22 protein-coding genes and 1 pseudogene are annotated in these 22740 nt (G+C 63.5%); 10 read left to right on the top strand and 13 right to left on the bottom strand.

The features are described 5' to 3' along the window. Positions 1-165 precede the first annotated feature (165 nt). Positions 166-606, bottom strand: coding sequence for a ProQ/FinO family protein (locus BM419_RS27370; RefSeq protein ID WP_244540885.1), 441 nt, complete (start codon positions 604-606; stop codon positions 166-168). A 979-nt stretch (positions 607-1585) separates the two neighbouring features. Here BM419_RS27370 and BM419_RS27365 point away from each other — a divergent pair. Together BM419_RS27365 and BM419_RS32090 are read left to right on the top strand one after the other, a co-directional pair. Next, on the top strand, positions 1586-3406 hold the full coding sequence (locus BM419_RS27365; RefSeq protein ID WP_244540884.1) for a type IV secretory system conjugative DNA transfer family protein: 1821 nt from the start codon (positions 1586-1588) through the stop codon (positions 3404-3406). A gap of 434 nt (positions 3407-3840) precedes the next feature. Next, complete coding sequence (locus BM419_RS32090; RefSeq protein WP_139257136.1) at positions 3841-5163, top strand: N-acetylmuramidase domain-containing protein; 1323 nt, start codon at positions 3841-3843, stop codon at positions 5161-5163. A gap of 292 nt (positions 5164-5455) precedes the next feature. On the opposite strand, the gene BM419_RS27355 is transcribed toward BM419_RS32090, so the two are convergent. From BM419_RS27355 to BM419_RS27345, 3 genes are read right to left on the bottom strand one after another with little or no spacing between them, the layout of a single operon-like run. Further along, positions 5456-6028 carry a hypothetical protein gene (locus BM419_RS27355; RefSeq protein ID WP_091928289.1) on the bottom strand — a complete coding sequence of 191 codons (573 nt, stop codon included), beginning with the start codon at positions 6026-6028 and terminating at the stop codon, positions 5456-5458. Between the two features lie 4 nt (positions 6029-6032). After that, the gene (locus tag BM419_RS27350; RefSeq protein WP_091928288.1) at positions 6033-6761 is read right to left on the bottom strand and encodes a P-loop NTPase family protein; all 729 of its coding nucleotides are present in this window, start codon (positions 6759-6761) and stop codon (positions 6033-6035) included. Positions 6762-6765: 4 nt separating this feature from the next. Next, positions 6766-7242 carry a hypothetical protein gene (locus BM419_RS27345; RefSeq protein ID WP_091928287.1) on the bottom strand — a complete coding sequence of 159 codons (477 nt, stop codon included), beginning with the start codon at positions 7240-7242 and terminating at the stop codon, positions 6766-6768. Between the two features lie 227 nt (positions 7243-7469). On the opposite strand from BM419_RS27345, the gene BM419_RS27340 reads away from it, so the two are divergent. Together BM419_RS27340 and mobF are read left to right on the top strand one after the other, a co-directional pair. Further along, positions 7470-7766, top strand: coding sequence for a hypothetical protein (locus tag BM419_RS27340; RefSeq protein WP_091928286.1), 297 nt, complete (start codon positions 7470-7472; stop codon positions 7764-7766). Beyond that, positions 7763-10708 carry a MobF family relaxase gene (mobF, locus tag BM419_RS27335; protein WP_091928285.1) on the top strand — a complete coding sequence of 982 codons (2946 nt, stop codon included), beginning with the start codon at positions 7763-7765 and terminating at the stop codon, positions 10706-10708. Before BM419_RS27340 ends, mobF begins: the two co-directional genes overlap by 4 nt. 159 nt (positions 10709-10867) lie before the next feature. On the opposite strand, the gene BM419_RS27330 is transcribed toward mobF, so the two are convergent. After that, positions 10868-11047, bottom strand: coding sequence for a helix-turn-helix domain-containing protein (locus BM419_RS27330; RefSeq protein ID WP_210188183.1), 180 nt, complete (start codon positions 11045-11047; stop codon positions 10868-10870). 144 nt (positions 11048-11191) lie between these two features. On the opposite strand from BM419_RS27330, the gene BM419_RS27325 reads away from it, so the two are divergent. The 3 genes from BM419_RS27325 (at position 11192) to BM419_RS32085 (ending at position 13090) form a co-directional block, all read left to right on the top strand. Then, a complete protein-coding gene (locus BM419_RS27325; protein WP_244540883.1) occupies positions 11192-11668 on the top strand; it encodes a hypothetical protein in 477 nt (158 codons plus the stop codon). Beyond that, positions 11665-12138: a hypothetical protein gene (locus BM419_RS27320; protein WP_175556383.1), complete on the top strand. Its 474-nt coding sequence runs from the start codon at positions 11665-11667 to the stop codon at positions 12136-12138. The genes BM419_RS27325 and BM419_RS27320 overlap by 4 nt, the downstream gene beginning before the upstream one ends. 523 nt (positions 12139-12661) lie before the next feature. Continuing rightward, entirely contained in the window at positions 12662-13090 is a 429-nt protein-coding gene (locus BM419_RS32085; protein ID WP_139257135.1) for a hypothetical protein, read from the top strand. 6 nt (positions 13091-13096) lie between these two features. Here BM419_RS32085 and BM419_RS27315 read toward each other — a convergent pair whose 3' ends face one another. Continuing rightward, positions 13097-13522: a hypothetical protein gene (locus tag BM419_RS27315; RefSeq protein ID WP_139257134.1), complete on the bottom strand. Its 426-nt coding sequence runs from the start codon at positions 13520-13522 to the stop codon at positions 13097-13099. Between the two features lie 351 nt (positions 13523-13873). Here BM419_RS27315 and BM419_RS27310 point away from each other — a divergent pair. Continuing rightward, positions 13874-14235, top strand: a pseudogene (locus BM419_RS27310) (resolvase); the annotation flags it as partial. Between the two features lie 13 nt (positions 14236-14248). Here BM419_RS27310 and BM419_RS27305 read toward each other — a convergent pair. Beyond that, positions 14249-15421 carry an AAA family ATPase gene (locus BM419_RS27305; RefSeq protein WP_091928282.1) on the bottom strand — a complete coding sequence of 391 codons (1173 nt, stop codon included), beginning with the start codon at positions 15419-15421 and terminating at the stop codon, positions 14249-14251. Positions 15422-15551: 130 nt separating this feature from the next. On the opposite strand from BM419_RS27305, the gene BM419_RS27300 reads away from it, so the two are divergent. Together BM419_RS27300 and BM419_RS27295 are read left to right on the top strand one after the other, a co-directional pair. Then, positions 15552-18095 (top strand): S8 family peptidase, encoded by a 2544-nt coding sequence (locus tag BM419_RS27300; RefSeq protein ID WP_091928281.1) that lies wholly within the window; start codon positions 15552-15554, stop codon positions 18093-18095. 29 nt (positions 18096-18124) lie between these two features. Next, positions 18125-18478 (top strand): hypothetical protein, encoded by a 354-nt coding sequence (locus BM419_RS27295; protein WP_091928280.1) that lies wholly within the window; start codon positions 18125-18127, stop codon positions 18476-18478. 272 nt (positions 18479-18750) lie between these two features. Here BM419_RS27295 and BM419_RS27290 read toward each other — a convergent pair whose 3' ends face one another. The 6 genes from BM419_RS27290 to BM419_RS27260 all read right to left on the bottom strand — a co-directional run. Next, positions 18751-18915 (bottom strand): DUF1883 domain-containing protein, encoded by a 165-nt coding sequence (locus BM419_RS27290; protein WP_244540888.1) that lies wholly within the window; start codon positions 18913-18915, stop codon positions 18751-18753. A 218-nt stretch (positions 18916-19133) separates the two neighbouring features. Further along, positions 19134-19601, bottom strand: a complete 468-nt coding sequence (locus BM419_RS27280) for a hypothetical protein (RefSeq protein WP_091928277.1) — start codon at positions 19599-19601, stop codon at positions 19134-19136. A 102-nt stretch (positions 19602-19703) separates the two neighbouring features. Further along, positions 19704-20285, bottom strand: a complete 582-nt coding sequence (locus tag BM419_RS27275) for a recombinase family protein (RefSeq protein WP_091928276.1) — start codon at positions 20283-20285, stop codon at positions 19704-19706. Positions 20286-20524: 239 nt separating this feature from the next. After that, the gene (locus BM419_RS27270) at positions 20525-21577 is read right to left on the bottom strand and encodes an HD-GYP domain-containing protein (RefSeq protein ID WP_244540882.1); all 1053 of its coding nucleotides are present in this window, start codon (positions 21575-21577) and stop codon (positions 20525-20527) included. A gap of 58 nt (positions 21578-21635) precedes the next feature. Next, positions 21636-21983 carry a hypothetical protein gene (locus BM419_RS27265; RefSeq protein ID WP_091928301.1) on the bottom strand — a complete coding sequence of 116 codons (348 nt, stop codon included), beginning with the start codon at positions 21981-21983 and terminating at the stop codon, positions 21636-21638. Positions 21984-21990: 7 nt separating this feature from the next. Continuing rightward, positions 21991-22740, bottom strand: a 750-nt coding sequence (locus BM419_RS27260) for a methyl-accepting chemotaxis protein (RefSeq protein WP_244540881.1), incomplete at its 5' end; no start/stop codon positions are given.

Here is a 22740-nt window from a genome sequence, read left to right as displayed (position 1 = left end):
TCACACCGGGCTCGCGATGCCAGCAACGGAGTGCAACGATGGCCCTGAAGGGTTTCTCCTACGCGATGATTGGCGCCTTCGTGTGCGGCTTGGCCATGACCGTCGCCGGCTCGGCCGGCGTCCTGCTCGGGGTGTAAAGCAGCGCAGTTCGCCCTGGTGCTCGCCTCAGGCGGGCGACCGACGCACGTCCGTTTCCGGGCGTGGGTCGTCAACGGATGAGGCTGTGGAGAAGGCCTGCGCCGCCTGTGCGACCCGCCGCGTCACCCGGATCCGCTCCCGGTGTGCCTTCACGGTCTTGAACCGCGTCCACGCGGTCCGACGGTGCTCCTCGCTCACTGGCTCCACCGGATTGCCGGCCAGATCGTGCCGCCATGCTCCGGATCGACCCTGGGCGAGCAGGTAGCCGAGGCCGAGGCAGTAGCCGCGCAAGGCTTGCTTCAGCTGCGCGTCGTCGATCTCCGGCCGAGTGAGAATTTTGAGCGCATCATGGATGCCTAACGCCAGCGGCTGGATCGGGGCTCCGATCTCAGTGGGGAAGACGGGTGGCCATTCCCGCAGCAGCGCGCACAGCTCTGCTGCCCGGGCGACTTCGTAGCGGGTGGCCACGACGATACTCGCGGCTGGCTCTACCGAGGCGGCAGGCTCCGTGTCTGAGGCAGTGACTGTAATCGGTCCATCGATCATCAGACCAAGGTAGCGGCTCCAACTGGAGCCGCAAAGTCGATACGGCGCCCGACGTTCTATCCCCTAGGTCTACGAATAGGCCGCGGAACTCGGGATCGGCGTAGTACCACAGCTTATCCGCGGAGATCGGCACTACGCCGGCGGTGAGCAGGAGGAGGCGCTCGCCCGACAGCCGCATCACCTCGACCGGCGGCAGCGGCGTCCGCTGTTCGGCGCGGCCACCAGTGTGGCTTCAGTCGCTTCGCTCAGTGACCGGCTGACCCAAGTTCTTGCCGGCTTGCTCATGGGTCCTAAATATTGATGAACACAACTCGGCGATCGGGGAAAATATCCAGTTAAGTTTAGGTTAGTTCTTTCTCTTGTTTGGAATCAGACGATTAATTATATGCTCCAAGATTGAGGATCTTCCTTTCTTATTGGCATCCGTTGAATTTGATTTCTCTGTGTTTGTGTCATTATCAATAAGTCTTGCGAGACGTTCTTCCTCGGATTTCCAACAATCTTCCAAGTGTTTTTCTATTTCTGATGGAAAATTATTATTCAACGTAACAAAAAGGTTATGGACCGATTTATCGTTAGCATCATTCAAAAAAGCGTCGCGAAATCTGTCAAATCTCTCGTTCTGATGCAGATTACATAATTCATCGTACGTAAGTTTAGCCAAGCGGGCTTCCTCAGCTAATCCATCCCGAGTGTTGAGAAAGGTGCCGAGAAGAACATGCCGTCCAGCATGACGGGATGCCGTCTGCGTGATGCAATAAGCAACTGCCCTCCGAGCAAAATTCTGCAGATCAAGGGGGGTGCCTACGCCGCTGTCAGGTTGAGAGTTCATATTCTGGGTCTATGGTCTGACTGTAACTTATAAAAGTTGTTATTCTTATAAGTTTATAAATCGTGAATTATGCTGTTATTCATGTATGAGCATGAAAAATCTTTTTACAAAAACTATCGATTAAAAGCCTTCGCGCGACACTTTTTATCAGACATCTCGGGCTACGGCGCCCGCATGTATCGCCTGGACCTCTCCCGCCGTATCGGCCTCGTCCTGTTGCTGGCGCTGGTGACCTTCTTCATCGGCTATCCAGCTGCGTACCTGGCCACCCACGGCTTCGACTCCCGGGTGTGGCCCGGCATCCCGGGCACGCCTTACGACTGGTTCGCGCCGGCCGGGTCCGGCTTGGGCGGGTGGCTCGGCACTGTCCTGCAGATGGCCCTGACCTACGGGAACATGGCGCGGGGCCAGACGAACAACCTGAGCGGCGGTGGCCTCCCCGCCTTTTTGGTGATCGGGGTGGTGGCGATCGTCCTGATGGTCCCTCTTGCCATGGGCGGACGGCTCGTGCCTCTGCGCCACCACCTGAGGCGCTACGGCGATGCGCGCTTCGCCGGACGGCGAGATCTCGCGCGGATGCGCCGGGGGCTCCAACTCGGGCTCGACCCGGACACTGGCCGCGCCGTCAGGATCGCGGTCGAGGGCAACCTGATCACCATCGCTCCCCCGCGCACCGGCAAGACTGCTGGTCTCATCTTGCCGAACCTAGCATTCCCGGAAGCCGGGGCGTGGGCTGGCCCGGTCGTCGTCATCGATCCCAAGGGTGACGCCGTGCGTGCCGCACGGCGGCGGCGCGAAGCCATTGGCCAGACTGTGCGCGTCCTCGATCCACTTGGTCTCTCAGGTAGCTTCGACCGATGGGATCCGTTGCTCGGGCTTGATCCCGAGGATGTGCTCGAGCTCCAGAGCATGGCCCGCGCGCTACTCCCGGAGGTGGATCGGACCAGCGAAGCGGGGACGTTCTTCCGCGACCGCGCCGTCATCCTGATCGTGGCCGCGCTGCAGGCCATGATCCGGGCCGGGCACGGAGTGGCCGACGCCGCAACCCTGGTGAGCGAGGGTGGAGAGGGGCTGCTGGCCGCACTGAAGGGGCGTACGGATCAGGTCGCTAAGGATGCACGGGGCATCCTCCGCTCGAAGGACGAGAAAACCCGCTCCAATATCCTCTCGACCGCGGCCCAGGCGTTCGGCTGGCTGCTCGACCCGCGCATGCGGCGGGTCGTGACCGACCACACCTTCGCACTCGACGCCGTGTGTGCGGGCGATACCGACCTGTTCATCGTCCTCCCGGCCGACGAGCGACGCACCGAGATCGCCCCCTTCGTGCGCTGGCTGCTGGCCAGCCTGTTCAGCACGGTGCGGCGCACGCCGGTGGCCGAGCGGGTGCTGGTGGCGGTCGACGAGGCGTTCGTGCTCGGTCGTTTCGACGCGATCCTGCGCGGGGCAGGTGAGCTGCCGGGCTACGGCGTATCTTTATGGACCTTCTGGCAATCAGAGGCCCAGCTGGTCGAAGCCTACGGTGAGGCTGGGGCGGCCATCCTGCGCGACACCGCCGAGGTGATCATGCTGTTCAATCTATCCTCTGCGCAGGGTGAGGAACGGGAGCGCTGGTCGAAGGCGCTCGGGACGTTCACCGGGGTGCAGACGACCGAGACGACCGATCCTGCCACGAGCAAGAAGAGCCGGAGCTCGACCGCGGTAGCGGACGCCCTCGTGCCGGCTTCGGATCTGGCCGCGCTGACCCAGCGTCATACGCTGGTGTTCCTCAATGGCCGGGCGCACACCACCGACCCGCTCAAGCTCAAGAAGACACTCGCCCACGAAGATCCGCGCTGCAGCGGGCTGCTCGACCTCGTGAAGCCGGTGAAGGCGACCGCCTCAATTCGGTGAAGACTCGTGTGCTGCGGCGTATAATTCCTGTTCGCACGTTTGGCAGCGAAGGCTTCCAATAAGATACCGTTCACGGCCAGGGTCGCCGGCACGACTCGTGCCGGCGACCCTGGCATCGTGTGGATGAAATTCCGATCATATCCCACTGTCTAAAGTGACCGATAGCTGAACCGGCCGTCCGGCTGAAGCCAATCGACTCTATACGCGCGCAACGATCATATATATTTGTGCTAACACTCTGTGTCTGTGCTAGATTGTAGTCACGTCAATTGAACTACATCGGATTATTTGTGTTAATAAGCGTGTAGAATTGCACCATTTTGCAATGGCTGATAGGGTAGTCAAACTGCTGAATATATGAAAAATAGGTCGACAAAGAAAGAAATTAATATTTAATGGGCCTCCCAAGCAATCTGTCCGCAAAGGGGGCTGGGATGTCCAAGGCAGAAGAGTACAGAAATTTCCGTGGAAACGCCAAGCGACTCGAAGACAGAGATATTCCCTGGATAGGTTCGGCTATTGGGGTAGGGGAAGACGAACTTCACGCATTTATGGATGTTGAGTCTCGGGGTCATGGTTTCGATCCATCAAATAGACCTATAATATTGTTCGAGCCGCATCGTTTTTGGCATAATCTCCCTTCAGATAAGCGCAAGGAGGCTGCCGCACAAGGTATAGCTGCTCCGAGATGGGGTATGATTCCGTATGGTAAAGAAAACGAACAATATGACAGGCTTATAAAAGCCCTAGAAATTGACGAAACGGCGGCATTAAAATCTGCTTCGTGGGGTCTGTGTCAAGTATTAGGCGAAAATTATAGGACGGCAGGATACGACTCCATCAAAGAATTCATCGAAGCGATGATGGATGATGAAGAAAATCACCTAAAAGCTTGCGTTAATTTTCTCAAAGCGAACGGCATCGACGATGATCTCCGAGCCCATCGATGGGATGCTGTGGCGCGAGCTTACAACGGTGCGGGCTATAAGAAAAATAATTACGATACAAAAATGAGAGAGAGGTTTGAGTGGTGGAGGAAAAAGCCCGATACGCCATTCAATCGGAGTGATGCTCAAAATATATCCAAAGGTCCAGCATCTGTTCAATCCAAGGATAATTTTACGAATAATGAGGTTGAGCAAATACAGAAAAGATTGCGAGAGCTGAATTATTTTGAAGTAGGTAAGATAGATGGCCTGTGGGGTACTAGAACGATAGGTGCTATCGCTGCTTTTCAGGCGAACGAAGGCTTGCCGGTAACGGTCAATACAACGCCTAATCTGGATGCCGAGACACAACAACGTCTTGCTGTGGCATCTCCAAGAGAAGTTGCCCCAGAAAGAAGAAATACAACTGTAAGAGATTTGAGAAATCAAGGTTCTTCGACGATCAAGCAGGCCGATAGCATAAATTGGGCCCAGTGGGGCCAGTTCGCCATGGCAATTTTGGAATCGATCGTTCTCGCGTGGCAACACTATCCGGAAACAAATTTGCCATTCGGGGCGACACTGCTGACTATGTTTGGCACGCCGGCGTGGGTAATTCCTCTTATTCAATTCGGAATTGCGCTATACACCAGGATAAAATCAAATTCCGTGATTATGACGAGGATTAATTCAGAACGTTCAGGGCTGCATAATGGCGAGCCTGATCCCGCTCCGTCTCCTCCGACTGTATATCCACCAGAGAGAAATGAGGGTCTAGGTCCTACGGGTTTTTCATTAAATTCGCTAGATCTGTTGCGCGGCCCAAGATAAACGTAATTTCGATTGTTTGTCTCGCAGGTAGAATTCGAAATAAATCTGTCAATAGCACAGAATATAATTCTGTGCTATTGACAGATAGTAAATATTGTCCGCGGTTGTATAGAAAATATTACGGGTTTGACATTGAATAAGCAAAGATCACATACGGCTATGTATTGCATATGGCCATCGATAGGGCTACGGCTGTCGCATTAAAGCGGTTCAAACCTTCAGAGACAAGAAAAATCTAAGCCAATAGTGCGGTGTATGAACTGGGAGGGATGGTGAATATGCGCTCCTCGGATCAGCGGGTGGGCGACAGATTGAAGTCGGAGCGCCAGACCGCGCCGTACAGGTAGCCTTGCCTTTCATCCCAGACCCGGACCCAAGCGAGGTCGCCTTCCAGGTGTTCGACCGGGACCCAGGTCTTGACCGGGAACGTGTAGGACATCCTCGAGCCATCCGGTCGCGTGAGGATGGTGGTCAGCGGATACACTGAGCGTCCGACCTGCGGCGTGGCCCGGCGGGCGAGCTCGAACCAGCCTCCTGCGATCACCAGGAGGACCAGGACGGCCGGATGGAAGGCGCCACGCAGCAGTGCGACACCGAGGCGGCGACCGCGTGCGAGGAGCCGGCCCTGCGGCCACCAACGCCGCCGCGGTCTGGCAAATGCGGCCTGGATCGAGCGGCGCAGGCTGACCCGGTCGGGACCGGTCAGGGCCGGGTCGTCGAGATGGGTCAGGCGCTCGCGCGGCGCGAGCCGCAGCAACTCGGTCAGCCGCGCCCGGCTCGCCTCCCGGACCCGGCGCGCGGCCGCGCGTTCGGCCTCCTTGGCCGCTCGCAGCCGATCCTGCACGGTAGCGGGGGGACGGGCCACGGGATCAGCCCTCCAGCCACGCCGCCGCCGGGGCGGCGGCCGCCATCGCCCGGGCGCGAAACGCCGTGAGATCCTCGATGATGCGGCCGGCCTCGGCGAAGCCGAACTGTGCCGCGAGGTTATCCTCGGCCCCGGTGAGGTCCTCGCCGATGAACCGCAGGCCGCCCTTTTGCAGGAGCTCGTTGGCGCGCGCATCGAGGCTGAGCCGCTCCAGCCGGCCGAGGGTGATGCCCTTGCCCAGCCCCTTCAGGGCGGCCGGATCGACCGGGCCCTCGACCTGGTTCTCGACCACGAACCGCGCGGCCGCGAACGGCGCGGCGAGATCGAGGAGGACGGGGGCGTTGGCGAGGGCGCCGGGTTCGCTGGTGATCACGACGAGCAGGGCGAAGGTGATGCCGCGCCGGCCGTAGCGCCCGCTCGCCTCGCGGATCAGCGGCAGGAGCGAGCCGGCGGTGTTGGCCCCGACATCGACGATCACCGGTCCCTCGGCGGCGGCCATGGCGTTGAGCACACCGTCGAACTCGGCGCGCGCGGCCGCGCCGCCGGTGCGGTTGATCTCGCCGCGTTCGGCGCGGACCGGGAAGAACGTGAGCCGGTCGTCGAGTTCGACCAAGCGACGGCCGGCCTCGATCTCGATCAGGCTGGCGGCGGGCAGGCATTCGGCGAGCGCGCGCACCAGCACGGTCTTGCCGGAGCCGCCCTTGTCCTGGGCGACGAGGAGAATGCGCGGCATCGGGTCAGGCCTTCTTCAGGAGCTTGTGCAGGGAGTCGAGGCCCGCACGCCGGATCGCCTCTTCGCTGGCGCGTGCGGGGCGGTCGAGGACGGGTGACGGAGTGGACGGGACCGGAGCGACCGGCGCCGGGGCATCGGTTTCGCCGGCGAGCGGCGGCTTCGCGTCGGCGAGATCGGGACGTGCGCGGCGAACGGCGGCCTGCTCGGCCTGTCGGCGCAGCTGCGCCTCGACCTGACCGACGATGGCGGTCAGACGGGACGCCGTCAGGGGCTTTCCTGCACCCTGGGTGACACCCTGGGCGCTCATCGCCGCAGCGATGGCCGCCCAGGTGATGCCGCTCTCGCGCAACTGGCGGATCATCGGCAGGCCATCGCGCACGGCGCGGGTCACACCGGTGGTCTCCCGGCCGATGCCGCCGGCGGGACGCGCTGCCTGGACGCGCTTGGCGTCCCGGGCGAGGCGCTTGGGATCGAGGGTCATGGCCGGCAGCGTTGCCCGGCCTGGGGTTAACGGCAGCTTGGCCGTGGCGCCCTGCCAGGGCTGCCAGCCTTTGCCATTGGGTTTGCCGTTAAAAGACCATGGTCGAGATGGGTCACACCTCACGCACTGAAGTGAGCCGGCGTTAACCGCGCGGCGGCGCGGGCCTCGCCCGCCCGCCTCGGCCGTGCCACGGCTGCCGCCCCGATCCGCGCGCAGCAGGTACGCCGATGGCCCAGGAGGTCAAGCTCACCGTCACCCTCGAGGCGGCGCTCGCCGCCCGGCTGCGGGCCGCTGCGGCCGAGCGCGGCTGGTCCGCTGAGAGTCTGGCTGCCGAGTGCGTCGTCCAGAACCTGGAGGTGGCGATCCGTCACCGCGTTCTGATCGAGCGCTTGGAGCAGGTCGACGGCGCCATCCTTGAGATGGCCCAGGCTGTCGGCGAACTCGGCGCGCCATCGGCCAGCATCGACCTGTCCAAGGTCTGCCGCCTCCGCAAGGATGATGGCGTCGCCGATCCGGCGCCGTGACCGCCTCGCTGCACCGGCTCGGTGCCGGCTCACCTGCCGCGGCGTACTATACCCAGGACAGCCAGCGCGAAGCCAAACCCGACAAGCGGGACAACTACTACCTCTCTGACGGCGGCGGTGTCTGGTGGAGCAGCGGCGGGACGGTCGTGCGTCACGGAGCGGCGATCGATGCCGCCTCGTTCCGCAACCTGTGTGCGGGGATCCATCCAGGCACCGGCAAGCCGCTGGTCCGTGGTGCCGGCCCGGGTCACTGGGCGGGCGTCGACTGCACCATGACCCCCGGGAAATCGATTTCCATCCTTTGGATGGCCGGCACGCCTGAGCAGCGCGCGGCGATAGAGGCCGCCCATCGCGCCGCGGTCGAGCGGGCGCTGAGTTTTGTCACCGCGGAGGGGCTCATCACCGTCCGGACCGGCGCTGGCGGAACGGAGCAGCATCGCCCGCGCGACCTGATCGTCGGTCGGTTCGACCACTATACAACTCGTGAGGGCGACCCGAATATTCATACACACTGCGTATTCATCAACGTCGCCGCTGCGCCTGAAGATGCCGGCGCCGGTCGGTACAAGTCGCTGACGCACCTGACCATCGAGCCCGAGCGGTTATACGCTGCCCAGCTCGGGGTGGGAGCGGCATACAGGGCGGCCCTGGCCGAGGGGCTTCGCGAGCGGTTCGGCCTGCAGTATCGCGAGGCTGGGCGCGGGCAGTGGGAGGTCGCCGGCCTGCCGGAGACGCTGCTCGAGGCTTTCTCAAAGCGCTCGGAGCAGATCCTCGCCTATGCGGGCACGGGCGCCAGCAGCGCCCAGCGCGAGATCGCCGCCCTGGCGACCCGCCGGGGCAAGGAGGAGCTGCCGACCGGGCCGAAGCTGGAGGCACGCTGGCGGGAGGAGCTCGCCGCCTGCGCGATCGATCCGTGGCTGGCCGCGCGGCACCCCGAACGCGACCCCGCCCTGGCGATGGCCGCCGAGCGCGGTCGGGAGCGGGAAGCCCCGTTCGACCCGCCCGAGATCCCCGGCGACGGCGCAGTGGCACGCGCCGCCTCGGCCCTGTTCCGGCACGAGAGCGTCGTGGCGCGCAAGGATCTGCTCCAGCACGCCCTGGAGGTTGCGGGCCTCACCGGTATCGGGGTCGACGCCGTGGAGGCGGAGCTCGCCCAGCTCGAGCGGGATGGCGCGCTGCTGCCGCTGGCCGACGCCGCGATGGTGCCGGGTGCCAGCGCGTGCTGGACCAGCCCGGGCATCGCCGCCTGCGAGGCCGCAATGCTGCGCGCCGCCGATCGTCCCCTGGAGCGGACCTGGATCACGCTCGAGGCGGTCGAGGATGCGCTGGAGCATGCGCCTCACCTCAGCGCTGAGCAGGGCGAAGCCGTGCGCCACGCCGCGGGTCGGGACGGGGTGTCGCTGCTGCAGGCCGGTGCGGGGACCGGCAAGACCACGACGGCGGCCGCCCTGGTGGCCGCCGCCCGCGGTTCCGGTCTCCGGGTGATCGGCCTCGCCCCGTCGTGGGTGGCGGCCGACGAGCTCGGGCGCTCGACCGGGATCCCGGCGCAGGCGATCGCGCGCTGGCGCCACGACCGGACGCTGACGGCAGGTCCGGATACCGCCAAACGTCCCGACCGTCCGGCGGTGCTAGACGCCGATACCCTGGTGCTGGTCGACGAGGCTGGGATGGTCGCGACCCGCGACCTGGAAGCCGTGCTGAGCGCGGCCCGGTCGGCCGGGGCGAAGGTGGTCCTGATCGGCGATCGGCGGCAGCTCGCCTCGGTCGGGGGCGCGAGCGCTCTGCGGGCGGTCGCCGATGTGGTCGGGCGCTCGGCGGTGCTCGAACAGGTCCGCCGGCAGACGGTGGAGTGGCAGCGCGCCGCCTCGGTGCTGATGGCGCGGGGCGAGGTCGAGGCGGCCCTGCGCGCCTATGCAGGCCAGGACCGGATCGAGCTGGTCGCCGGCGCCGAGGCCGCGCAAGCGCGCGTGCTCGCGGTCTGGAGCGAGCAGCGCGCGGCGCACGGCGAGGACGTGCTGATCGTGACCCGGCGCAACGCCGACGCCGCAGCCCTGAATGCACGGGCGCGGGCCGTGCTGCGGACAGAGGGACGCCTCGGTCCCGATGTGGTCACCCTGCCAGCGCGCGACCGTGACGACAGGCCGGTGCCGCTCGCGCTCGCTGTCGGTGACGCCCTCCGCTTCGGTGAGAGCCTCCCGCATCTCGGGTTGCGCAACGGCAATCGCGCCCGGGTTGAGGCGATCACGGCCGAGCCGGAGGGAGGAGCACGCCTGCACTTGGCGCTGGAGGATGGTCGCGTGTTCGAGGCGGCATGGTCGGATCTGGCGCAACAGCCGCGGTTCGGCCGGAAGCGGCCGCCGCCCAGGATCGTGCATGCCTATGCGGGCACGGCCTACGCGGCGCAGGGCCGGACCTCCTCCGCGGCGGTGATGTACGTCGGGGCGGCGACCGACGCGCGGGAAGTCTATGTCGGCCTGACCCGGCACCGGCACGAGGCCAGGGTGGTGGTCGAGCGCGACCGGCTCGACGCCTTGTGCCGGCAGCGGCAAGAGGATGCGCGAATTCCGTCCACCGACGCGATGGTACTGGAGCGCCTGTTCCGCGAGGCGCGGACCTACAGTGAGAAGGTCAACGTGGTTGACCACGCCACGGACCGGGTGGCGTTCGTGCGGGATGGATCGCTCGGAACGCGCGAGCCCATCGGCCAAGGGGTCGATGTGCCGCGCGTGATGCGCGCAGCGCGGCTTTTACGTGAGGCGATGGCGTGGCTCGGCGTCGAGCAGATCATCGTGCCGACGTGGCGGCTGGTGGATGCCTACGGGCGTCGTCTGACACAGGCACCGGCCCGGGCGACGCGTGCTTTGGTCGACGAGCTTGCCCGCCACCTCGGTCGCCCCGATCCGCTACCCGAACGTGAGCGGGGTCACCAGATCGAGCGGTGAGGGTGGTCCTGGATCACGCATGATCGCTCAATGGCCAGGGCAGTCATAGCTCAGGGGCCAGGGACCCCATCCTATGGATGGCGTACGAATGCGATCGAAGCCCTTGCCTCCATAGGGAACGCGCCTGGAAGTAAGTGGCGTAGGCAGCACTTGATCTGACTAGTCGTCCTTCAGCAGACGCCAAGGGTCGATACTAAGCCCGTCGGCAATACGCGCGATGTTATCGATCGAAACGTTCCGCTCGGATCGCTCGATGCCACCGATATACGTGCGGTGGATCCCGCACACATCGGCAAGAGCTTCCTGACTGAGGGAACGGTCTGCCCGGAGGCGGCGCATGTTCTTGGCCAGAACGTCGCGCAGCGGACCTTTGTGTGTGCGCTTCACGCAGCCAAAGGGCCACGATGCAGACTTTATAGCGACAGCTTTTAAGTAGCATTAAGCGGCCGCCCCTAGGCTCCCTTCGAAGCCGGGAGCCTTTCTATGACCACCACCACATGTTCCGGGACCGTGATCGCCCTGGGTCAGTCGGAGCTCAGCCTCCAGGGAAGACGCTACGCCTACATCGAGATCGAACGGCAGGACGGGCGCATCCTGCGGGCCGACGACGTCGTCGTGCTGAACGAGGTCGGCAGCCTCCTGCACGAAGGCGTCCAGGGCCGGTTTCATTTCGATGCCGCTCGCTTGAAGACGGCGACGATCCGCCAGCTGTTCGGCATCCGGCGCAGCGACGGGCGGTGGGGCTACGACGCTGCGCAGGTCCGCGTCACAGCGGCCATTCACAACATCGTCCAGGGCGCGCTCACAGCGTTCGTCTTCGTCGGCATCCCCTTCCTGCTGCTCGGGCTGCTGCAGCTGGTCTACTCGATCGGTACGGCGCGGCTCCGCCACGACGAGTTCTTCGGCTCCGAAGCGCAAGGCGATGGTCCGAAGCGCCGGGATGAGGTCATTCGGATATGACCGTCCATCGTGCTTGCCCGAGTGGCGCTTTCAACCGGCTCCTCGGTTCCGGAGGAGGCCTCTGTATCAGCGCCCTCAGCCTCTCTGCGATCCTGCTAAGCCACGCCGCGTCCGCGGCGGACGGCGACTTCACCCGAAGATGCGAGTTCGAGGCGCAGTACGCCTACCTCGATGTCCCCGCCGGTGCGCCGGCACAGGACTGGATCGCGATCCATGCCAAGCGCGATGGCAGCGGATGGCGGATCGAAGCCGTCGGTTCGAACCCGAAGCTCGCAGCCTCCGTGCGCACCTGCCGGAAGGTGTTTCGGGGGCGGACCGTCGGACCGGGGCGGCTGCGGGCGACGGATCCGTCCGGTGAATTCGGCACTCTCGAGCTGCGTCGTGAGGGCGAGTATGTGCGGCTGGTTTCGCTCTCCACGGGCGAATGTGCCCGCCAAGGCCTCTATCTCGTTCCATCCGTGCAGGATTGATCAGCTTGATATAGAGCGTGGGGACGAGGAGCCCTCAGTGCGGGCTGACCGGTGTGGCATATTGCTAGCGTAGAACAAAAAAAGAACAAATGGCAAGCTGTTGTGGGTCCGCCGCGGCGCGTTCCGGGCAGCCCGGCCAGAAGCCTGCTTGCGTTCGGTGTCAGCCAACGCCACGTAGTGCGACCCGTGGTCTTTCGCGTCCCGCTTCTATCTCTGATAGGGAACGTGCCTGCGTCGACCGGAGCGGGACATGAGTCTTGAACGATCGCCTCCAGCGCGAACCGCCGCCCAATGGCCGGAGCCGCGCGATCAAGATGCAAGCTGCGTCGGCGTGGCGAATGCACCACCTGCCCTTGGATCTAACGCGTCCTTCTATGCTCGGCTGTGTCGTCCTAGTGACAGAGCTCGGCAAGGGGTTCTGCTACAGTCCATCCTTCAAGGCCTATAGATACTCGGGCATAACTCACATTAACTTATTGGAAACAACTTGCGCATGAGATGATATCTGGCAAAGGTCATTACGATGAACTCCGACTTGCTGGAAAGACTGGAGACGCGAGCCCACCATGTCACGGGGGCGGAGCCGTGGGAACGTAACGACCATGACCCCCGGGTCGCGACTTCGGTCAACAACGCCAAGGCTTTCCTGGAAAAAATCGGTTCTGCCCTGAGGGAGCCAAGTATCACGGGCGGCACTACAGCCAACCCGGGCACGATCGTCACAGTCTATTGGATCGTCCAGAATATTAATAAAATCTTTGGCGTGTACGTTTCCTTCAAGGATGACGATACATGCCGCCTGGAAGTTTCAGGGCCGGGAATGAGCAGCTTCGCAGTCGACAATCTATCGCTCGACGAACTCCTCAACTATGACGTCCCGTATCAATTCCACAAGATCGAGAGCAAGGCTCGGCAGGCCGGCGGCGACCTGCACAAGCCTGGGTTATCATAAACGGTATCAGGGGCACTGATAGGCGTCCCACCAATCCTCAAAAATCTGGCCGGGCAGATTGCCGTTGTTGTGGCCCCTGATGTCCCGCAGGACGCGGCACATGCACTTCTGGGCCTTCTCCTTGGCCTCGTCCAGGGCGCGATCGGTCTTGGCCCTGCCCCTGGCCTCAATGTAGGTTCGTTCGCACTTATCGGCCTCGTCGGCCAGCTGGGACAACAGTCTCTGGGTAATGACCATCATCCCGATCGTGGATTGAACCACTTGCGGATCCTGTAGCTGTTTCAGCTGTTCGGGGGTCGCGGTCTCCTTGAATTTTTCGAGCGCCTGAGCAGGCTGCAGCTGGTTCTTCTGCGACAGGTTCTTGACCGACGAGCCGATGCTGAGCACCGCGGCGAGGCCCCGCAACCCATCCATCACGAGATCGGGACTCATCTCCATCACCCTGCCCTTTGTTGGCGTCGCGGCAACTCGCGAAGCATGGCTATTGTAGGCTGCACGGCCATCCCGGCAACTCGCGGGGAGCACGAAAAATGGGCGGGCGGGCGGTCAACAGGCGGCTTTTGTGACAGGCGGTGTTCCACCGAATTTCACGCGGTCTAACGCGGCGGCAGGCGCTTAGGGTCCACCTTCAACCGTGGCTATCGCAAGCGCGGCGACGATAGAGCCGGACGATTTGCCCTGCCCCTGCAAAGCTCGCACGGTGGCGGTGATGGCGGCCAGGCATTCGCCGCGGTCGTCGGCTTCGCCAGTCGGCCCACCGCTGGCCAGGTCGATGAGTCCGCTGTCGTGGCCCTCGACCTGCCGACCTCGTGGAGCATGGCCACGGGCGAGACGGACGCGTTCACCACCCGGATGTTTGAGGCGGTCAACGCGATGCTGCTCGACATGCTCGCGGCGGTGGCGCGCAAGGACTACGACGACCGCCGCCGCCGGCAGGCCGAGGGCAGGCGCGGGCGAAGGCGGAGGGCCGCTACAAGGGCCGTGCGGAGGACGTAGCGCGCAACGCCGGGATCTCGCGCATGCTAGGGGCGGGGATGTCCTGGTCGACGATTAGCACTACGACCGGGGCCAGCCGCGCCACGATCGCAAAGGTTGCCAAGAGGATCCGTCTCGCCGACCAAGCGTCCGAGATCTCACGTGTCTAGACAGTATTCTTCGCTAGACCTTTGCCACAGCTCGACTGATGGATGATTTGTCTCTACCAGCCATATCGCCGATATCTTCGTATGACAATTTCAGTCTTTCATCCTGGTTCAGTGCTCGAAATAGATTGCCAGGCTCGGTGAACAGAAGCTCTCTCCGTGCCGGATCAAGGCGAGCACTGTTCAAAATGGCAAACTGGCGCAATGTATCTATCAATTTTCCTCCTTCTTTATCTTTCATGACAGCTGCTCTCTTGTATGTCCTAACGACAGCTTCAATTTCAGCCCCGGTTGCTCCCTCAGTAAACCAAGCGATTAGCTTCACGTGAGTGCGCGGAGCTGGGACAGGGTGCATGAAATTCTCTGCCAGCTTCATTCTAGTATCAAAATCCGGCTTTGGGATGTGTAGTTGTACCTCAAACCGTCTCCAGACTGCAGGATCGAGCAGATTTTGATGATTTGTAATGCCAATGGTGATACCAATATCACGGCGTGTATCGAGATTTTGCAGCAATGCGTTCACGACGCGCTTTATCTCTCCAACTTCTTGAGGATCATCTCTAAGTTTGGCAATAGCATCGAATTCATCCAGAAGAAGAACGCACCGATATCTATTTGAAAATGCAAAAAGATTTCCAATATTCCTCGCTGTGGTACCAAGGAAAGACGATATCAGACCGTCTATACGCACCAGAACAACAGGGAGGCTGAGCTTTGAGGCCATCCACATGGCGAGGCGTGTCTTACCTGTCCCAGGCGATCCATAAATCAAGCAACTTCGTGACGGATGCACGCCGACAGCAGCCAGATTATCGAAATTGTTCCACTCCTCAATCAAAGAATTTATTGCCTGATGGATGGCATTCTCAAATATTGGTCCATGTGTATTAGTTTCTTCCGGAAAAACAAATTCTGCCAGCGGTGCAGATGTCTCTCTATCTACCGGGACTGGCGTGTTGCGCGTCAAAATCTCTCCCGGGATCTGAGCCCGAGAGGCTGTAATTCGACTTGGTGCCATTTCTACGTTGCGATCGGCCGCTGTGAGCAGACTCGATAGGGCCCCGGAGGACTTCGAGTCGCCTTCTTTAGCGATCGCGTCCCGCAGCCGCTCGATCTGCTTGCGGATGGCAGGGGTAGGCTGCGCGAGTGCCGCACGGCATAGCGCCTGGACGATCGGGAAATGTTCCATTTGGATCACCGTTGCGACGGAACGTTATAAGAACATCGTTTCACATAGTTTCGTTGCGTTGTAAACGCCGTTTGTTGCGTGTTATGGTCGTTTCGTTGCAGCATGCGGCTATGGCGTGACAGGGGGTGTGATGGCCGGCCCGATCCAGATCATCCTGAACACCGAGGATTTCGAGCAGAAGAGGGACGTCGGGGGCGGTGGGCCCCGGCGAGATTTCTTCGCGCACCGCGACGCCGAGTTCCGGGCTCACAAGCGCATGCTGATCACGCAGTTGGCGACGGTGGGGGCGATCATCCGCGACCAGCCGCAGGGCCCTATGGGCGTTATCAAGGTGATCCTCCGGCGCGACGCGTGGGCTAAGAGCCACCGCCCCTTTCGGGCGCTCTTCAAACCGGAACGCATCACCCTGGTCGGAGGCGGCGACCTCGGCGAGCTGTACTTCGAGGCGACGCTTCCGGTGCTGGAGGCGATCGCCCGGGAGATCGCGCGGGCGGAGGAGTTCACGCGCACCAAGCTTGACGAAAAAACCGGACGGCAGGTGCCGCACCCGACATCGTTGAAAAGCGAGACCGGCGCCGTCGAGCGCATCGAGCTGTACGGCCCCGAAGACCGTCGCGATTTCTCGGTCGAGGCGGCCGTCACTTGGCTGTCTAACCCGGTCACCGGCAGCAGCTACCAGGTGGAGCTGTTCGAGGTCCCTCCGCCCCACGAAACTTGGGATGCCAAAGGGGAAGCTCGCCGGCAGCTCTATAGGACCTTCATCGAGGGCCTCACCGCGATCGGCCAGGGACTCAGCGTCTACAGGCTGCCGCGCGGGGAACACGAGGACCCTCAGATCGCGGTGCGCGTGGCGCAGACTGCCGCGCCGGCGATGGTCCAGCTCGCTCGTCCGCAACAGGTTGACCGTCGGCGCGGTAGGGAGCTGGCGCCGTTCGACGCCGATATGAGCCGTCACCGACGCCTATTGTCATTCCTCGACAAGCATCCTCTGGTGCGTCGCGTCGAACTCCCGCCCATCATCACACGGACCACTGTCGGTGGTCGCCTGGGGCGCCAGGAGAGCGCCGGGCCTACCGCCGGCCGGCCGAACAACGTCACCCTCCCTACGCGCGACGCTCGCCGCACGTATCCTAAGATGGGCATCATTGACGGTGGCGTTGGCGACGCTCTCGCCGACTGGATCATCGGTCGATGGGACGTTCTCAGCGACGAGCACATCGACGCGGACCATGGCTCATTCATCGGCGGCCTAGCGGTGGCAGGCAGCTTGTTGAACCCCAACGTTTGTCCGGAACCTGACGGAACCGAGATCGTCGATCTTGCCGTCCTGCCTGACACTAACGCCAACGGCGCATTCCCGAGCTATTACCCGGACGGGATCGAGCAATTCTTTCAGGAGATCGACTACGCCGTCGCCGATGCGAAGGCGCAGCACAATGTGCGCGTCTTCAACATGAGCTTGAACGTACAATTGCCTGCTACACCAACCCGCTATGGCTCCTTCGCCAAGCAGTTGGACGACATCGCGACAACTCACAACGCAATCTTTTTCATCTCGGCCGGCAACATCGCCCCGCAGAACTTGCGTCCTGAGTGGCCCGCCGATGAGACGCAGGCACTTGTCGGGCTCGCGAACGCCCGTAACGACGGCATCCTGATGCCTGCCGAAAGCACCCGGAATGTGTCGATCGCGGCGCTCAACCCGCCAGGCTTGCCGAACGTCATCCCCTTCGCCCCAGCGCGTTACTCGCGGCGGGGACCCGGGCTGCGGGCCGGCGTCAAGCCGGACCTTGCCCACATCGGCGGGTCAGGCTCCCCTCACGGCCGCCTGGGGCACGGCCTCTACTCCATCACGCCGAACGGTGCGATCGTCGATGGGTGCGGGACGAGCTACGCGTCACCTCTCGTGGCCAAGACCGCGGCCGTTCTGGAGCACAGCATCGAGGGCGAGGTCTCGCGCGAGACCCTAACCGGGTTGCTTCTGCACCACGCGCGCATGCCGGACGTGTTGGCGGGCAAGCGGCTCTCGGCGGTGGCGAGAGATCTCGCCGGCTTCGGCGTCCCGCCCTCGGCCGATGAGATCCTCAACGGCGGTGACCACCAGATCACCCTGGTGTTCGCCACCCGCATCCGCCCTGACCAGGAGATCTCGTTCCGCTTCGCCTGGCCCACGTCCCTCGTCACGCCGGAGGGTAAGTGCCGAGGTGCCGCGCGCCTGACGCTGGTCTCGACACCGCCGCTGGATACGCGCTTCGGCTCGGAGTTCGTGCGCGTGAACATCGACGCGGCCTTGCAGCAAGAAGAAGTCGATGGGGATGGGGTCCCGCATTGGAGAGGTCGGCTCGATCCCGTCTACCTGCCCGGCGCGGCCGAGCGCCGGACCATGGAGGCGGAACGCATCGAGCATGGCCTCAAGTGGAGCCCGGTGAAGGTGTTCTCCAAGACGATGCCGATCGGGGTCGGCAGATCGTCGAACTGGCGCCTCTTCGTGGAATACCTGACGCGGGCGGGAGAGCGCATGCCGATCGATGGTGTGCCCTTCACTGCCCTCCTCACGATCTCCGATCCCAGAAAGGAGGCTCCGGTCTTCAACGACATGCGCCTGTCCCTCAACGCGCTGGGCGCGCGCATTGAAGACATCAGGACCGCCGCACGCGTCGCGGCTAGGACCTAGAAGATATTTGACGATTACGGAGATGTAAGATGGCTGTTTATTTCAAGACGAATAATCCGTCGGATCTCTTGAAGAATTTCGATAGCCGTATCGCGCAGACTGAGCCGAAAGGGAAAATCACGACATGGGAAAAGCTGAGTGACGGCGTGCACTATACACACAAATCTTCTAATTGGAGAAATCTGGCATTCTTTAAAGCTAAAATCGAAAACGGGCAGTTAAAACTCAACATAGTTAGACCAAAAGACAAAAACGTTAGCGTAGAAGCATATGGATATTATCACGGCCATTTGGTTGAAACGTTCTTAAATCACTTCGATAAATCATTCACCGATGCGATATTGTCGCCATTGCCTCGCGATGGGGATGACACGATCGCTTGAAGGTCTGAATAGGAGAACAAAAGATGTTATTATATATAGATTAGTCTGGAAAGGCCCGAACCGTTATGGCGGTCCGGGCTCGTCCGGGAGCGTCACTTGCTCCAGTGACCGAGCATCCATTCCCAGGCGCGTCGGTTGTAGTCGTAGCGCCAATGCGCCTTCACCCATTTCGTCGCCCCGAGCGGCCGGAGCGTCTTCAAGTTCTGCAACCGGTCGATGGGCTTGGGCGGACGTGGCGGATGGAGGGGTCTGAGCTTGCGCATCGGCACCCCTCAACCCAGCACCCGGACCCCGGCCCGCACGCTTCCCGCGTAGCCGCCGAGATCGATGGCGACATGCCAGTGACCGGAGTTGGGAACCGTCACCCTGTAGGGCGACTCCGTGATGTAGCCACCGTAATAGCCGTGCCGGCGCCTGCTCCGGTAAGCCTGCCACAGCTTGGCCTTGAGGACAGTTCGGCACCTCCGCAGTTCGACGTCACCGAGGGCGGATAGGCCACAACCCGCGAACCCAAGCCGTCGTCACGGTGCCGGCGAAGAGCAGAGTCGCGTTCAAGCCGAGCAAAGCCATGCTGGAGCTGCTCCAGGCGAAACCCCTCAGCGCCGGGCACGGACCTGCGCCATCACTACAGACCCCGTAGGATCCGGGTCGACCATCAGGTGCCGGTCTGCGTGAACAGGTCGAGCTGGCCGTGCATGACGCGAGCACGTGAGCGCGGTACCGAGCCCGGACGCCTCGCGCGCGGTATCGGCAGGACCGGCAGGGCGACGCCCGGCTTGCCGTAGAGCACAGCCCCGACGATCCGGCACCCATCGCCGCGGTGGAACACGTTCACCGTATGCGGCCCGGCCCGCAGGATCTCCTGCATCAGCGGCTCGTCGAGGCTGAGGTCGGACAAGGTCGTGAGCAGGCAGGTGAGGCCCGCCACCTCAACGGCGAACGACTGGAATTCCGCGGTCCGCTGTCGCCAGACCTGAGAGACGGCGCCGACGCTGGTTTCCGGGAACGGGTTCGGCGCCGGCTGCGTTGCGGCCTGGGCGACGAAGGCGGCGATCAAATGCCGATCAGCGATGTGGTCGGCGGCAAGCAAGGAGGCGGTGAGCTGACGGGGGCTGATCGGCATGTTGCTCCGGCTATCAGGCTCTGGGGCGGGCAGGGGCGCCTGCGGGCTGCCAGCTGACCCCGTCAGCAGCAGAAGGAGGGTGGGCTCCGACAGGCCGGGTGCTCAGCCCTTTGCGGCCACGCTGTTGGCACGGGCACGGGGGAAGTAGCTGTAGAAGGTGTCGCGATTGACGCCGAGCCGCTTGGCGATCTCAGCGACGCTGATCGTGCCCGCCGCCAGCATGGCCCGGGCCGCCTCGAGGTCAGCCTCCTTTAGCTTCCTCGGCCGGCCCCCCTTGCGGCCGCGGGCGAGAGCCGCCTTGAGGCCCTCCATCGTGCGCTCGCGATTGAGGTCAAGGAAGTACTCGGCCATGGCGCCGTGCATCTGCAGGGCGAAGCGGCCGTGGGCGGTGGCGCTGTCGAACTGCTCGGTGAGCGAGCGAAAGTGGACCTCCTTCACCCGCAGGCCGTCGATCGTACGCATCATCTCCACCAGCGAGCGGCCGAGGCGATCGAGCTTCCAGACGACGAGCACGTCCTCTGGACGTAGGAACGCCAGCGCCGCCTCGAAGGCGGGGCGCTTGGTGCCAGCCTTGCCGGACTTCTTCTCCTCGAACAGGCGCTCGCAGCCGGCGCGTGTGAGCGCGTCACGTTGGAGGTCGAGGTTCTGATCCTGAGTCGAGACGCGGGCATATCCGACGAGCATGTCGGGACAGTGCTACAGCTACGTTTCTCCGGCAATAGAAAGGCCGACACGTTTATCCGACAAAAGAGGGGCCGTTTCAGGCCACTCATCGGCCGGTCCGTCTCATTGTCGGAAATACGTTCGATTTCCGGACATCGCGGCTTGTAGGACGAATGTCCGGGATGGGTGGAAAGCTGGCGGTCCGCTCTGGAGCAGCAAGCGCATCGAAGCGGACGTCGCTGTCCCACTCAATTCCGATCCTAGGCTGCAGCAGTGCCGGCCGGATCAAACGTGGTCATCACTGGGCGGAATGCCATGACTAGATCAGGGTCGAGCCGTCCCGTCATAGACTGCACGATCCCGTAGGCCTCCCCGCCCGGCATCGGTGCCCGGTAGGGCCTCCGCTCGATCAGCGCGCCGTAAATGTCGCAGATCGTTACCAGCCGGACGAGGTCCGGGATCTCAGGTGCCCGCAGCCCATCCGGGTAGCCGGAGCCATCGAGCATCTCGTGATGCGAGCGGACCACCTGCAGCATCTCCGGCGAGAAGCCGCTATCCACCAGCATGTCGTAGCCCAGCGCTGCGTGCGTGCGCATCACCGTCATCTCCGCGTCGGTGAGCCGCCCGGGCTTGTTCAGGATCGCGGTCGAGATCCGGGTTTTGCCGACGTCGTGCAGCAGCGCGGCCTTGGTCAGGCGGTAGCTGTCCAGATCGGCAAACCCGAGCTTGGTGGCGAACGCGGCAGCGAGACCTGTAACGATCAGACAGTGCCGGTGCGTGGCCTCGTCGAAGCGCTGTACCGCCCCGATCCAGTCGCGGATGCCACAATGCTGCACGGCTCGGGCGATCAGGCCGGTGCCGGTGCTCGCGAGCTCGGGCGTGACCAGCTGGCCGGAGAAGAAGGTCTGGTCGAAGAACTGCCGGGCCTCGTCCGCCATTCGGGCAGCGACGGCGGAGCCACCGACCTCCAGAAGCCGGTCGATCCGGGCCAGCAGGCGCTCGAGCATGGTCAGGGCCGGGAAGATGTCGGTCGGAGCGAGGAGTCGAGCCTGAGCCTCAGCACGGGCGGCGTTGCCGTGGGTCAGGAACAGGAAGGGGGCGCCGGCCGCGCGCAGCGGCTCCAGCATCCGCCGCAGGCGCGCGATCGCCTCGGAGGTAAGCTGGGCGACGTCGCCGACGATCAGATCCGGCTGCACCGACGGTAGGCTGTCGTCGTACAGGTCCTGGACGGTACAGCGCCGGGTCGGGCCGAGGGACCGCGCGAGGCGGCCGGTCCGGGGCAGGTCGTCAGAGATCAACAACAGCCTGCCCAAGGCGGCCTCCATCGGATGACGGGTCGGTCCCATGTCCGGCCCGAAGTCGCAGGCGCAGTCAGGGACCGGCCGGAAACCGCTGCGCTGGGACGGTGAGGGCCTGCGCGGCGCTCGCGAAGCTCTGCGCGGTGCTGGCGAGGCTCTCCGCCTTGACGACGAAGCCTCGCAGGGCTTCACGCGTGTCCGGATCCTGGAGACCGAGCTCGACCAGCGAGAGGTCTAGATCCTCGAGCGCGCGTTCCAAGGCGCAAGTCAGTTCGAGCAGCCTGTCGCCACCTGCTTGGATGTGGGGGGCTCGGGAGCCAAGATCCGTGCCACGTTCGTGCGCGGCGGCTAAGTCCGCGTGCAGCCGGTCGAACTGGTGCGTGCCGTGAGGCCGGACCGGGAGGGCGAGGATCTCGACCATGGCCATCTCAGGCCGCGCGCACGGTTGCGAGGAAGCGGCCGACCTCTGCGCCGAGATGCTCGGACTGCCGCGACAGCTCCGAGGCCGCCGACAGGACCTGACCGGCCGCAGCCCCCGTCTCCTCCGACGCCTGCGCCACGCCGGCGATGTTGCCCGTCACTTCGTTCGTGCCCGCTGAGGCCTGCGCCACGTTGCGGACGATCTCCTGCGTGGCCGCGCCCTGCTGCTCCACCGCCGCCGCGATCGACGTCGCCACGCTGTCGATCTCGCGGATCCGCCCGGTGATGCCGGCGATCGCCGACACCGCTTGCGCGGTCCCCCCCTGAACCTCGCCGATCTGGCGGGCAATCTCCTCGGTCGCCTTGGCGGTCTGCTCGGCCAGCGCCTTCACCTCGGAGGCCACCACCGCGAACCCGCGACCAGCCTCACCGGCGCGCGCCGCCTCGATGGTGGCGTTCAAGGCCAGCAGGTTGGTCTGGCCGGCGATGCCCGAGATCATCCCGACCATGTCGCCGATCCGCGCGGCGTTCTGGCTGAGCGCCTGGACGAGGTGGGCGGTCTGGTCGGCCTCGCCGACCGCGGCTTGGGCGAGTTGCGCCGATCCCTGCACCTGCCGGCCGATCTCCTGCACCGACGAGCCGAGCTCCTCGGCGGCGGCAGCCACCGTGTTGACGTTGGTCGACGCCTCCTCGGCGGCCGCGGCCACGGTGGTCGACTGGGATGCGGTCTCCTGGGCGGTGGCGGTCATCTGCTGGGC

The sequence above is a fragment of the Methylobacterium sp. yr668 genome, from assembly GCF_900116245.1.
Lineage (GTDB): Bacteria > Pseudomonadota > Alphaproteobacteria > Rhizobiales > Beijerinckiaceae > Methylobacterium.
The sequence above is the reverse complement of the archived record's forward strand: the minus strand, read 5'-3'. Positions and strand labels throughout refer to the sequence as shown.